The organism is Massilia violaceinigra (genome assembly GCF_002752675.1).
Classification (GTDB): Bacteria; Pseudomonadota; Gammaproteobacteria; order Burkholderiales; family Burkholderiaceae_D; genus Telluria_A; species Telluria_A violaceinigra.
This window is the reverse complement of sequence record NZ_CP024608.1, coordinates 4,844,179-4,857,540: the sequence shown is the minus strand read 5'-3', so window position 1 is coordinate 4,857,540 and position 13,362 is coordinate 4,844,179. Positions and strand designations below refer to the sequence as shown.

Annotated in this window: 12 protein-coding genes; 4 read left to right on the top strand and 8 right to left on the bottom strand. The window is 61.8% G+C overall.

Annotation, left to right across the window (positions count from 1 at the left end; genetic code table 11):
* Window positions 1-18: 18 nt before the first annotated feature.
* The 6 genes from CR152_RS21250 to rpsB all read right to left on the bottom strand — a co-directional run bounded on the left by CR152_RS21250 (window position 19) and on the right by rpsB (window position 4,860).
* Window positions 19-852: a phosphatidate cytidylyltransferase gene (locus tag CR152_RS21250; RefSeq protein WP_099878167.1), complete on the bottom strand. Its 834-nt coding sequence runs from the start codon at window positions 850-852 to the stop codon at window positions 19-21.
* The gene (gene uppS / locus CR152_RS21245) at window positions 852-1,604 is read right to left on the bottom strand and encodes a polyprenyl diphosphate synthase (protein ID WP_099878164.1); all 753 of its coding nucleotides are present in this window, start codon (window positions 1,602-1,604) and stop codon (window positions 852-854) included. The genes CR152_RS21250 and uppS overlap by 1 nt, the downstream gene beginning before the upstream one ends.
* A gap of 91 nt (window positions 1,605-1,695) precedes the next feature.
* On the bottom strand, window positions 1,696-2,256 hold the full coding sequence (frr, locus tag CR152_RS21240; protein WP_099878161.1) for a ribosome recycling factor: 561 nt from the start codon (window positions 2,254-2,256) through the stop codon (window positions 1,696-1,698).
* Between the two features lie 27 nt (window positions 2,257-2,283).
* Entirely contained in the window at window positions 2,284-3,000 is a 717-nt protein-coding gene (pyrH, locus tag CR152_RS21235; RefSeq protein ID WP_054262915.1) for a UMP kinase, read from the bottom strand.
* Between the two features lie 102 nt (window positions 3,001-3,102).
* Window positions 3,103-4,011, bottom strand: coding sequence for a translation elongation factor Ts (tsf, locus tag CR152_RS21230; RefSeq protein WP_099878159.1), 909 nt, complete (start codon window positions 4,009-4,011; stop codon window positions 3,103-3,105).
* A gap of 99 nt (window positions 4,012-4,110) precedes the next feature.
* On the bottom strand, window positions 4,111-4,860 hold the full coding sequence (gene rpsB, locus CR152_RS21225) for a 30S ribosomal protein S2 (RefSeq protein WP_099878156.1): 750 nt from the start codon (window positions 4,858-4,860) through the stop codon (window positions 4,111-4,113).
* A 498-nt stretch (window positions 4,861-5,358) separates the two neighbouring features.
* Here rpsB and map point away from each other — a divergent pair, with 498 nt between their 5' ends.
* From map to CR152_RS21205, 4 genes are all read left to right on the top strand, one after another.
* Window positions 5,359-6,186, top strand: a complete 828-nt coding sequence (gene map / locus CR152_RS21220; protein ID WP_099878153.1) for a type I methionyl aminopeptidase — start codon at window positions 5,359-5,361, stop codon at window positions 6,184-6,186.
* 13 nt (window positions 6,187-6,199) lie between these two features.
* Window positions 6,200-8,782, top strand: a complete 2,583-nt coding sequence (locus CR152_RS21215; RefSeq protein ID WP_099878150.1) for a [protein-PII] uridylyltransferase — start codon at window positions 6,200-6,202, stop codon at window positions 8,780-8,782.
* A gap of 53 nt (window positions 8,783-8,835) precedes the next feature.
* Window positions 8,836-9,582 (top strand): pseudouridine synthase, encoded by a 747-nt coding sequence (locus CR152_RS21210; RefSeq protein ID WP_054262920.1) that lies wholly within the window; start codon window positions 8,836-8,838, stop codon window positions 9,580-9,582.
* 151 nt (window positions 9,583-9,733) lie between these two features.
* Window positions 9,734-11,206: a family 43 glycosylhydrolase gene (locus tag CR152_RS21205; RefSeq protein ID WP_099878147.1), complete on the top strand. Its 1,473-nt coding sequence runs from the start codon at window positions 9,734-9,736 to the stop codon at window positions 11,204-11,206.
* 193 nt (window positions 11,207-11,399) lie between these two features.
* On the opposite strand, the gene aqpZ is transcribed toward CR152_RS21205, so the two are convergent.
* Both aqpZ and CR152_RS21195 read right to left on the bottom strand, forming a co-directional pair.
* Window positions 11,400-12,089, bottom strand: coding sequence for an aquaporin Z (gene aqpZ / locus CR152_RS21200; protein WP_099878144.1), 690 nt, complete (start codon window positions 12,087-12,089; stop codon window positions 11,400-11,402).
* 182 nt (window positions 12,090-12,271) lie between these two features.
* Window positions 12,272-13,159: a CPBP family intramembrane glutamic endopeptidase gene (locus CR152_RS21195; protein ID WP_157778636.1), complete on the bottom strand. Its 888-nt coding sequence runs from the start codon at window positions 13,157-13,159 to the stop codon at window positions 12,272-12,274.
* Window positions 13,160-13,362 lie beyond the last annotated feature (203 nt).

Sequence of the window (13,362 nt, the reverse complement as noted above, 5' to 3'; positions counted from 1 at the left end):
TGTACTTTCAAACTTCGTTCAAAGCAGCCCGGTATGGATCAGGGCCGCAAGCGGCAGCACCGGCACCAGCGCATCGATGCGGTCGAGCACGCCGCCGTGGCCCGGCAGCAGGTTGCTGCTGTCCTTGACGCCGGCGCGGCGCTTGAGCTGCGACTCGAACAGGTCGCCCACCACGCTGGCGGCCACGATCACCACCAGCACCGCCAGCGCACCGGCCCAGCCGAGCTTGGCCTGGAGGGCGACGGCGAAGGTATCGGCCAGCAGCGGGCCGCCGAACAGCACGGAGAGGCTGGCGATCAGCAGCACGGCAATGCCGCCGCCGATGGCGCCTTCCCACGATTTGCCTGGCGAAATCGACGGCGCCAGCTTGCGCTTGCCGAAGGCCTTGCCGGAGAAATAGGCACCGATGTCGGCGATCCAGACCAGCGCCAGCACCGACAGCAGATATACGGCGGACTGCTTGAAGAACAGCACGATGGCGGCAAAACAGGCCACGATCGAGATCGCGTACATGGTGGCCATCATGGTGTTGCGGCCGCCTTCGGCCGGCGGCAAGCCTACTTTGAGCGAGGGCACGAAGCGGAACAGCCACAGCAAGGTCGACAGGCCGAACCAGAACTTGACGGCGCTATTGTCGTTATACAGGAAGGCGTAGGCAAAGGCCGCGCTCCAGAACAGGGCGATCAGGAACGATTGCTTGCGCGACGACCTGAACAGCTGAAAGCTTTCGGTGATGGCCGCCGTGAGAAATAGCAGGACGACCGCGGCGAAAGCGGGGTAATACCCGCCGAACAGCACCGCCAGCAAGACGACCAGCAACACGACGGCGGTGATGATCCGGGTAATTAGCATCAGCTTTTCTTTTCAGCCAGTTGGTCGCCCGTACGCCCGAAGCGGCGCTCGCGGCTTTGATAGGATGCGATCGCCGCATCCAGGGACTCGATCGAGAAATCGGGCCAGTAGGTATCGGTGAAATACAGCTCCGAATAGGCCAGCTGCCACAGCAGGAAGTTGGAAATGCGCTCTTCCCCGCCGGTGCGGATGAACAGGTCGGGCTCGGGCGCGTACGCCATGGCCAGGTGTTCAGCCAGCTGCTCTTCGGCAAAGCTGGTCAGGCCAGGATTGGCGGCAACCATCTTGCTGGTGGCCTGCATGATGTCCCAGCGGCCGCCATAGTTGGCGCAAATGGTCACCGTCAGGCGCGTGTTGTTGGCGGTGCGGCGCTCGGCCGAGGCAATCATATCTTGCAGCTTGGAATCGAAACGCGACAAATCGCCCACGACTTTCAGGCGGATATTGTTCGCGTGCATCTTCGCCACTTCGCGTTCGAGCGCGGTGACGAACAGGCGCATCAGCAGCGACACTTCTTCTTCGGGGCGGCGCCAGTTTTCGGAGGAAAAGGCGAACAGGGTAAGGTACTCGATGCCGCGCTGCACGCACGCTTCTACGCAGCCGCGCACGGCTTCGACGCCCTTGACGTGGCCGGCCACGCGCGGCAAAAAGCGCTTGGTGGCCCAACGGCCGTTGCCGTCCATGATGATGGCCACATGGCGCGGCACGCGGGCTACTTCGGGTACTGCTGTCGTCGAACTTTTATAGATCATAAATCCAGACTATCTAGAACAAATGCATGGGAAGCGGACGCCAGGTCCGCCTCCGCGTGGGCAGACCCTGCCGTGGCGTCACCCCCTGACTCTACACCGTCAGGACTTCTTTTTCTTTTTCCGCAACCAGTTTATCGACGTCGATGACAAACTTGTCGGTCAGTTTCTGGATTTCTTCCGATGCGCGACGCTCGTCGTCTTCGGAGCAAGCCTTGTCCTTGACCAGCTTTTTCAGCGACTCGTTGGCATCGCGGCGGATGTTGCGGATCGCGATCTTGGCATCTTCCGCCTCGCCCTTGACCAGCTTGACCATTTCCTTGCGGCGTTCTTCGGTCAGCGGCGGGGTCGGTACGCGGATCATGTCGCCCTGCGACGAAGGATTGAGACCGAGGTCGGAATCGCGGATCGCCTTTTCGACGGTGGTCAGCATCTTCTTTTCCCACGGCTGCACGCCGATGGTGCGGGCGTCGATCAGCGTCACGTTGGCGATCTGGGTCAGCGCGGTGGCCGAGCCATAGTAATCGACCATGATGTGATCGAGGATACCCGTGTGGGCGCGGCCGGTGCGGACCTTGGCCAGATCGCTCTTGAGGGTGTCGATCGACTTGTTCATGCGCTCTTGCGCGTTTTTCTTGACGTCAGCGATAGTCATGCTGCTCTCCTGTAGCTCTGAATGATATTAAACGTGTACCAGTGTACCTTCGTCTTCGCCCATGATCACGCGCTTGAGCGCGCCCGGCTTGACGATGGAGAACACCTTGATCGGCAGCTTCTGGTCGCGGCACAGCGCGAACGCGGTCGCATCCATCACCTGCAGGTGCTTGGAAATGGCTTCGTCGAACGTGATCGACTCGTAGCGCGTGGCGTTCGGGTCCTTTTTCGGGTCGGCGGTGTAGACGCCGTCGACCTTGGTGGCCTTGAGCACGATTTCGGCGCTGATTTCCGACCCGCGCAGCGCGGCGGCGGTATCGGTGGTGAAGAAGGGATTGCCGGTGCCAGCGGCGAACACGACGACCTTGCCTTCTTCCAGGTATTGCAGCGCTTTCGGGCGCACGTAAGGCTCGACCACCTGTTCGATGGCAATCGCCGACATGACGCGGGCGACGATGCCGACGTGGCGCATGGCGTCAGCCAGGGCCAGCGCGTTCATCACGGTGGCCAGCATGCCCATGTAATCGGCCGTGGCGCGGTCCATGCCCTGGGCGCCGGGTGCGACGCCGCGGAAGATGTTGCCGCCGCCGATGACGACGGCCAGTTCCACGCCCAGGTTCGCTACTTCCGCGACATCGGCGACCATGCGCTCGATGGTGGCGCGGTTGATGCCGTAAGGATCATCGCCCATCAGTGCTTCGCCAGACAATTTCAGGAGTACGCGTTTGTAGGCTGGTTTCGACATGGGGGTGGGCTCCAAAAAATGACGGTTTGTATTCGGTCTTGCCGTGCGCACACTTTCATGTGCACAGATTAAAAAAACGGGCCTTCCGGCCCGCTTTCACACTTACTGCTTGTTAGCAGCCATTTGCGCCGCAACCTCTGCAGCGAAATCGTCTTGCTTTTTCTCAATGCCTTCACCAACGACATACATCGTGAATGCTTTCACGGTGGTGCTTTTTTCTTTCAGCATCTGTTCGATCGATTGCTTGTCGTTCTTGACGAACGATTGGTTCAGCAGCGACACTTCTTTCAGATACTTCTGGATCGAGCCTTCCAGGCGCTTGGCCAGGATTTCAGCCGATTGTACCGGCTTGCCTTCGGCAACGGCTTTGTCCGCATCTTCCTGAGCTTTCAGAGCAGCAACCGAGCGCTCTTTTTCGATCAGTTCAGCAGGCACCTGGTCCGACGACAGCGACACTGGCTTCATGGCTGCGATGTGCATGGCCACGTCTTTACCAACTTGCTCGTCGGCGCCTTCGAAGTCGACCACAACACCGATACGGGTGCCGTGCAGGTACGAGGCCAGCTTGCCGGTGGTGTCGAAACGCTGGAAGCGGCGGATCGTCATGTTTTCGCCGATCTTGCCGATCAGGGCGATACGCACTTCGTCCAGGGTCTTGCCATCGAGTGGCAGGGCCAGCAGGGCTGCGACGTCGGCAGGGTTGTTTTCCGCAACCAGGCGCGCGGCGTTGTTCGCCAGTGCCAGGAAGTCGTCGTTCTTGGCAACGAAGTCGGTTTCGCTGTTGACTTCAACCAGGGCGCCGACATTGCCAGCGATGAAGGTTGCTACAACGCCTTCAGCGGTGATGCGGGTAGCGTTGCTGGTCGCTTTGGTGCCCAGTTTGACGCGCAGGATTTCTTCCGCACGTGCCATGTCGCCATCGGCTTCGGTCAGTGCTTTTTTGCATTGCATCATCGGTGCGTCGGTTTTCGCGCGCAGTTCGCCTACCATCGCTGCTGTAATCGCTGCCATGTGTTTCTCCTAAATTTGTGACATATTCTGTTTAAAAAAAAGGGGGAGCTGCTGCTACCCCTTTTGATTTCCGCGGCGCCTCAGGGGCGCCTGAGGCAATTAAGCCTGCTCGGAGACTTCGACGAACTCGTCGCCAGCCGATTTAACCAGTTCAACGATTTCGTTGGAGGCGTTTGCACGGCCTTCCAGGATCGCATCAGCAACGCCACGGGCGTACAGCATGATCGCTTTGGACGAATCGTCGTTGCCTGGAATGACGTGGGTCACGCCTTCTGGCGAGTGGTTGGTATCGACGATGCCGATAACAGGGATGCCCAGCTTGCCGGCTTCGGTGATCGCGCCTTTGTGGTAGCCGACGTCGACGACGAAGATTGCGTCAGGAACGCCGCCCATGTCCTTGATACCGCCGATGGCTTTTTGCAGCTTGATCATTTCGCGTTGGAACATCAGGCCTTCTTTTTTCGACAGCTTCTCAACCGAACCGTCTTCAACTTGCGCTTCCATGTCTTTCAGGCGCTTGATCGAGGTCTTGATGGTTTTGAAGTTGGTCAGCATGCCGCCCAACCAGCGCTGGTCGACGAAAGGAACGCCAGCACGTGCAGCTTCAGCGGCGATGATTTCGCGCGCTTGACGCTTGGTGCCGACCATCAGGATCGTGCCGCGGTTCGACGCGACTTGCTTGATGGTTTTCATGGCTTCCTGATACATACCCATCGTCTTTTCCAAGTTGATGATATGAATCTTGTTGCGGTGGCCGAAAATGAACGGCGCCATTTTTGGGTTCCAAAAACGGGTTTGGTGACCGAAGTGGACACCGGCTTCCAGCATTTCACGCATTGTTACGGACATGTAATTCTCCAGGGTTGGGTCTGGAATCCGGTCAGTCACCATACAGGCACCCTTTGCGACCGGATTCGCGATTTTAACAAGATTTGTGGCATTACTTAACAACATTGCTCGAAAGCGAATTCAAGCAACCCGAGATTCTAACCGCATTTGGGGATTATTTCAAGCATCACGATGTGCTTTCGCCGCCGGCATCGTTACCGCCTGCCCCGTCATTCCCGCGCAGGCGGGAATCCAAGTTTGTCGCTCATCGGTTGCAGCACGACCTTAGGGGGAACGCATGCGTTCCCGCAGAGTGCCGCCTTGGCGCGGGAAGTCGTTTCTGCCAATGGCAGGAACGACGAGTAGCTGCGCCACGCGCGGCGGCGAGCGCAACGAGCGACGGACTCACGGGAGCGACGCGTGCGTTATCCATTATAATGGTCACCATATTTGCACGGGTTTTCGCACCACCATCCCGCTGTTACTGATTCTTACCGTTTTATTGCTGATTGCCAACTTATGTCCAACATCTCGATCAAATCCCCCGCCGACATCGAAGGCATGCGCATCGCCGGCCGGCTCGGCTCCGAAGTGCTCGACTACATCACGCCCTTCGTCAAGGTCGGCGTCACCACGGGCGAACTGGACCGTCTTTGCCACGAATACATGGTGAACGTACAGGGCACCATCCCCGCCCCGCTGAACTATTGCCCGCCGGGCTACACGCCCTATCCGAAAGCCATCTGCACCTCCGTCAACGACGTGATCTGCCACGGCATTCCGGGCGATAAGGTGCTCAAGGATGGCGACATGGTCAACCTCGACATCACCGTCATCAAGGATGGCTACCACGGCGACAACAGCCGCATGTTCCTGGTCGGCAAACCGTCGATCCTGGCCAAGCGCCTCTCCGAAGTCACCTACGAATGCATGTGGCTCGGCATTGCCCAGGTCAAGCCGGGCGCGCACCTGGGCGACATCGGCCACGTGATCCAGCAGCACGCCGAAAAGAACGGCTACAGCGTGGTGCGCGAATTCTGCGGCCACGGCATCGGCAAGGTCTTTCACGAAGAGCCGCAGGTGCTGCACTACGGCCGTCCCGGCACCCTGGAGCGCCTGGAAGCGGGCATGATCTTCACCATCGAGCCGATGATCAACGCCGGCCGCCGCGAGATCAAGGAAATGGGCGATGGCTGGACCATCAAGACCAAGGACAAGAAACCGTCGGCCCAGTGGGAACACACGATCCTGGTCACCGAGACCGGCTACGAAGTGCTGACCGTCTCGGCCGGTTCGCCACCGCCGCCGGCCTTCATCACCGAGGCCAGCCAGGCCGTCACGGCCTAAGGCGAATCCCGCCATGCCCGCCGCCGCGCTCAAGAAGCAGTCCCGCGACCTCCTCAAGCAAAGGCTGAAGGCGGAGCGGGCGGTGCTGATCGCCGCCTTCCGCGCCGACGGCAAGCCCGAAAAGCTGCTGCGCGGCCTGCGCCACAGCGTCGACGAGGTGCTCGCCGAAGCGTGGCAAACGGTCGGCCTGCCCGCCTCCACCGCGCTGGTGGGCGTGGGCGGCTACGGGCGCGGCGAACTGTTTCCGTTTTCCGATGTCGACCTGCTGATCCTGCTGTCCGAACCGGCCGACGCCATCACCCGGGCCAAGCTCGAAGAGCTGGTGCAGATGCTGTGGGACCTGGGCCTGGAAATCGGCTCGAGCATCCGCACCATCGAGGAGTGCATGAGCGAGTCGAAGGCCGACATCACGGTGCAAACCAGCCTGCTCGAAGCGCGCCTGGTGTGCGGCGATGCGGTCCTGTTCGAACAATTGCAGGAACGCTACCTTGGCACGCTCGACCCGCGTGCGTTTTTCCACGCCAAGGCGGCCGAAATGCGCCTGCGCCACGCCAAATACGAAGACACGGCGTTCTCGCTGGAGCCCAACGTCAAGGAAAGCCCCGGCGGCCTGCGCGACCTGCAGGTGATCCTGTGGGTGGCCAAGGCGGCCGGACTGGCGAACTCCTGGAGCCAGCTGGCCACGCGCGGCCTGATCACCCAGACCGAGGCGCGCCAGCTGATGGAAAAGGAGCGCGCCTTCAAGGATATCCGCGTGCGCCTGCACCTGCACGCCAACCGGCGCGAAGACCGCCTGGTGTTCGACGTCCAGACCCCGATCGCGGAAAGCTTCGGCCTGAAAACCACCGGCGAAGGGATCAATGCCCGCCGCGCCAGCGAATACCTGATGCAGCGCTACTACTGGGCGGCCAAGACGGTCACCCAGCTCAACACCATCATGCTGCAGAATATCGAAGCGCAGCTCTTCCCCGAGGCCAACGAGGCCGAGGCGATCAACGAGCGCTTCAACGATGTCAACGGCCTGATCGACATCGCGCAGGACGACACCTTCACCAGGCAGCCCTCGACAGTGCTGGAAGTGTTCGTGCTGATGACCGAGCGCCCGCACCTCAAGGGCATGACGGCGCGCACCATGCGCGCCCTGTGGCACGCGCGCTTCGAGATCGACGCCAAATTCCGCGAAGACCCGGTCAACCGCGCCTTGTTCCTGCGCATCCTGCAGGCGCCGGTGGGCCTGGTGCACGCGCTGCGGCGCATGAACGACACCAGCATCCTGGGGCGCTACCTGCCCAATTTTCGCCGCATCGTGGGCCAGATGCAGCATGACCTGTTCCATGTGTACACGGTCGACCAGCATATCCTGATGGTGGTGCGCAACATGCGCCGCTTCACGATGACCGAGCACGCGCACGAATACCCATTCTGCAGCCAACTGATCGCCAATTTCCGCAAGTCCTGGCTGCTGTACGTGGCCGCGCTGTTTCACGACATCGCCAAGGGCCGCGGCGGCGACCATTCCAAGCTCGGCACCGTGGACGCCGCCCAGTTCTGCGAAGACCACGCCATCGGCTCGGAAGATACCGAACTGGTGGTGTTCCTGGTCGAAAACCACCTGACCATGTCGCAGGTCGCGCAAAAGCAGGACCTGTCGGACCCGGACGTGATCGAAAGCTTCGCCAAAGTGGTCAAGGACGAACGCCACCTGACCGCGCTGTACCTGCTCACGGTGGCCGACATCCGCGGCACCAGCCCCAAGGTGTGGAACGCGTGGAAGGCCAAGCTGCTCGAAGACTTGTACCGCGTGACCTTGCGCGTGCTGGGGGGCGAGCCGCATTCGGCCGACCGCGAGCTGAAGAACCGCCAGGAAGAAGCGATGGCCACGCTGCGCCTGTACGGCCTGCCCGACATCGCCCACGTCGACTTGTGGAAGCAGCTCGACGTCGCCTACTTCCTGCGCCACGACGCCTCCGACATCGCCTGGCAGACGCGCTCGCTATGGGATAAGCTCGACAGCGTCAAGCCGGTCGTCAAATGCCGCCTGGCGCCGATCGGCGAAGGCTTGCAGGTGGCGGTCTATGCCAAGGACCAGCCCGATCTGTTCGCGCGCATCTGCAGCTATTTCGACCGCAAGAATTTCAGCATTCTCGACGCCAAGATCCACACGACCCGGCATGGCTACGCGCTCGATACCTTCATGGTGACCGAGCAGAGCTTCGCCAAGAGCTACCGCGACATCATCAACCTGATCGAGCACGAGATTTGCGAACTGCTGACCTCGCAGGCGCCCTTGCCGGCGCCCACGCGCGGCCGGCTCTCGCGCCTGTCGCGCACCTTTCCGCTCACGCCGACGGTCGACTTGCGGCCCGACGAGCGCGGCCAGTATTACCTGCTCTCGATCGCGGCCAACGACCGCACCGGGCTGCTCTACGCCATCGCCAACGTGCTCACGCGCTACCGCATCAACCTGCACACGGCCAAGATCATGACCCTGGGCGAGCGGGTGGAAGACGTGTTCCTGGTCGATGGCGCCGTGCTCAACAACGCGCGCAACCAGATCCAGCTCGAAACCGACCTGCTCGACGCGCTGCGCGTGTAATTTTTAGAATTTCCCTTTCCAGCAACCCTTAAGCAACCTTTACAAAGCAAGCCATGACTGAATTAGTACGCCTCTCCAAACGCATGTCCGAACTCGGGCTCTCTTCGCGCCGCGAAGCCGATGAATGGATCGCACGCGGCTGGGTGCGGGTCGATGGCCAGGTCATCTCCGAACTGGGCAGCAAAGTGCTGCCGCACCAGAAAATCACCGTCGAGCGCCAGGCCGCGGCCGAGCAATCCAAGCGCGTTACCGTGCTGATCAACAAGCCGATGGGCTACGTCAGCGGCCAGGCCGAGGACGGCTACACGCCGGCCGTGGCCCTCATCAAGGCCGAGAACCGCTGGGCCGACGACCCGTCGCCGGAAACCTTCCACCCGACCCAGCTGCGTTCGCTGGTGCCGGCCGGACGGCTCGACATCGATTCGGTCGGCCTGCTGATCCTCACGCAGGACGGGCGCGTGGCCAAGACCCTGATCGGGCAGGATACCGCCATCGAAAAGGAATACCTGGTGCGCGTGCAGTACACCAAGGAAGGCAAGCTGCCGGAATCGGATTTGAAAAAGCTGTGCTTCGGCCTGTGGATGGACGGCAAGCCGCTGCTGGCGGCCAAGGTGCGCTGGCAGAACGACGACCAGCTCAGCTTCACGCTCAGGGAAGGCAAGAAACGCCAGATCCGCCGCATGTGCGATATGGTGGGTTTGAAAGTGATTGGCCTGAAACGCGTGCGCATCGGCAAGGTCAAGCTCGGCGATCTGCCGGTCGGGCAATGGCGCTATCTGCGCCCTGACGAGCAGTTCTGAGCGCAATCTGCGATCACTTTTTTGTCGTCCGCGATGTCCGCTTTGGGATTAGACGGCTCTTGAAGTGACGTACATACTCTGCTGGCGAGCCGTGGCACACCATGGCCGTACCGTCCGCCCACAGGCGGCGGTTCACCAATGGAGACTGCCAATGTTGAAACAACCCGTTATCCCGGCGGGACGGCTCGCCGCCTGCGTCGCCGCCCTGCTGTTGCCCGTCCTCGCCGGCGCCGCTTCGACCACCTTCATCAACCCGGTCGGGCCAAGCACGGCCTCCTCGGCCGATCCCCACGTCATGCGCCACAGCGACGGCAATTACTACTTCGTTTCCACCGCGCCCGGCTGGGACAAGCTGGAGCTGCGCAAGTCGCCCTCGCTGTCGGGCATCGGTGCGCGCACGCCAGTCACCGTGTTCGTCAAAACCGCCGCCTGCAGCGGCAATAACTGCACCAGCAAGGAAATCTGGGCGCCCGAGATCAACCATATCAACGGCGCCTGGTACATCTATTTTTCGGGCGCCGGCACCGACAACCAGCACCGCGTGTTTGCCATCCGCAACCCCAGCGCCGATCCGACCACCGGCACCTGGAGCGCGCCGGTCAAGGTGGCCGACAGCGAGGACAGCTGGGCGATCGACCAGACCGTGGCCAACATCAACGGCCAGCTCTACATGGCTTGGTCGGACATCTCCGGCGGACAACCGCAGCGGATCAAGATCGCGCGCATGAGCAGTCCGACCACGCTCATCGGCAAGGGCGCGATCATTTCCACCCCGACGCTCGTCTGGGAAAAGTCCGGCGCGGCGGTCAACGAGGCGCCGGCATTCATCGTGCATGGCAATAAGGTGCACCTGAGCATCTCGGCCAGCGGATGCTGGACCGACGATTACAAGCTCGGCCTGCTCACCGCCAATCTGGGCGCGGACCTGACCATGCCGTCCAACTGGAGCAAGGCGGCCACGCCGATCCTACAAAAAGGCAACGGCGCCTTCGGTCCCGGCCACAACGGCTTTACCAAGTCCCCGGACGGCACCGAGGACTGGATCGTCTACCATGCCAATCCCGCCACCGGCCAGGGCTGCGGCGATTCACGCACCACGCGCATCCAGAAGGTGAGCTGGAATGGCGACATTCCCGTGATCGGCGCGCCGGTCGCCGCCGGCATGCCCGTGACGCGGCCATCCGGCGAAGGAAGCGGCACCATCTGGTACCGCGTGCGCAACGAGGCCAGCGGCAAGGTGATGAGCATCGACCGCGCCGCCGCGGCAAACGGCGCCGCCATCTGGCAATTCACGAACCTCAACAATTCCGACCAGCTATGGTCGCTCGACCCGGTCGACGGCGCCTGGTTCAAGCTCACCTCGAACTACAACGGCAACGTGGTCGATGTGGCGGGCCACAGCACCGCGCCCGGGGTGGCGGTCAAGACCCAGCCCTACGGCGCGACCCATAACCAGCAGTGGCAGCTGGTGCCGGGCACGACCCAGCATGTCGGCGTGCGCAACCGAAACAGCTCGTTGATGCTCGACAACCGCGACGGCAGCCTGCTCGACGGCGCCGTGATCCAGCAGTGGAGCGCGAATGGACTGGCGCCGCAACGCTGGCGCCTGGAGCGCGCAAACTGATCAGCTTCACGCTCAAGGATGGGATGAAGCACCGGATCTGCCGCATGTGCAACAGAGCGGGATTGCAAGTGCCCGGCTTGAAAAGCGCAAGCACCGGCGAGGTGGAACCGGCGATCCGCCGGTCCGGCAGTGGCGTTATTTGCGGCCTGGCAAGCAAGTCCGACCTGGACAGACCGCGCGGCGTGACTAGTGCTTACTTCTCCTCGCTGGCAATGAAACGGTAAACCAGCGCACCAAGCAAGGCACCAACGGTCGGCGCCACCCAGAACAGCCACAGCTGGCCGACTGCCCAGTCGCCTACATACAGGGCAACGCCGGTGCTGCGCGCCGGGTTGACCGAGGTGTTGGTGACCGGGATGCTGATCAGGTGGATCAGGGTCAGCGCCAGCCCGATCGGCAGTGGTGCGAAGCCGGCCGGCACGCGCTTGTCGGTCGCGCCGAGGATCACGATCAGGAAGAACATCGTCATGACCACTTCCGTCACCAGCGCCGCCAGCAGCGAGTAGCCGCCCGGCGAATGGTCGCCGTAGCCGTTGGAGGCAAAACCCTTGCTCACGTCAAAGCCGGCGGCGCCGCTGGCGATGATATACAGCACGCCGCCGGCGGCAATTGCCCCGACAACCTGGGCGCCAATGTAAGGCAGCAGTTTCGACGCCGGAAAGCGCCCGCCAGCCCACAAGCCGATCGACACCGCCGGGTTCAGGTGGCAACCGGAAATATGGCCGATGGCGTACGCCATGGTAAGCACCGTCAGGCCGAACGCCAGCGAGACACCGTGCAAGCCGATACCGACGCCCGGAAACGCCGCCGCCAGCACGGCACTGCCGCAACCGCCGAGCACGAGCCAAAATGTTCCGAGAAATTCGGCGCTGTACTGTTTCATGAAATTATCCTTATGAGTGAGATGGTCGGGACGAACGGGATCGTCGCGCGACAGAGGATCTGTAGCCGCTGGGCAAACATATTGCCATTAATAAACAACTATCGCAACAATAAAATTGCAGATTTGATCATGTTGCAGCGCTAGACGTGCGCGGACAGGCAGGCCGCGCCCGCCCCGCTACCTCAGGCCGGGCTCAGGCGTGGATACGTGAACGCAATGAAGTGGATGCCATTGAGCGCCAGGTGGGTCAGGATGGCCGTTTCGATGCGCTTCGAGCGCAGGTAGGCATAACCGTACCCCAGCCCGGCCAGGGTCGCCAGGCCGATCAGCAGTGGCCCTCCCCGCGCGTGCGCCAGCCCGAACAGGACTGCCGCCACGCACAGGGCGATGGCCGGCCCCGCCTTCCAGCGGCTCATCGCGCGCGTCAGCTGCTCCTGAATAAAGCCGCGGAAGAATGCTTCCTCGGCCACGCAGGTGAACAACAGGTTAATCGCGAAAAACACGGGCGTGTAAGCGAACAGCTTGAAGTCCACGTCGACATAGCCAACCTGCACCCCGACCGGCAGCACGATCAGCGGGGTACCGAGGATGATCCAGTAATTCCGCCTGACCGGCCGCCATTGCGCGCGGGTCCGGGCCGGTACGCAAAACAGCGCGAACAGGATCAGTCCGGCGGCGGCGGTATCGAAATTGAGCCGTTGCGTCACCGGGTCCGCCGCATCACTGATCAACAGACCGGACACCAGCGGCGGATTGACGAAACCGGGAAAACGGTGCATCGACAGGGCCAGCAGCATGCTCCCCATCGCCACCATCAGCAGCACGTGCAGCGGCCCGCTCTCGCTGCGCCGTGCGCCGTACGCCAGCGCGCCTAGCACAATGAGCGCCGCAATGGCTGGCAGGGACAGCAAGCCGGTCGCCACACCGCTTGCGCAGGCGAGCGTCAGCAAGCACAGCCATGGCGGAACCTCCCGTTTGGAACGCAAGGTCACCGGAGGGAACCACACTGAACAAACAGCAAGCGCGAGAAGACCGTAGGTCGTCACGAGCGCGGCGGAAAGATGGAACATCGTGCTTCTCCGGGCAGGCAAGCTGCGGTAAAAATGATTGTGCGCGAACACGTGAACGTCATGAAGGGGCGCATGCGCGCCGAAAGTTGCAAAATTGTAATTGATATACTGGTGCGACGCAACGTGGCAGCCATCGCCCGCGAGGATGGCCGATTGCTTCCCTGCCCCATTCATGGCACGATGCTCCATTTTTATTGGAGCAT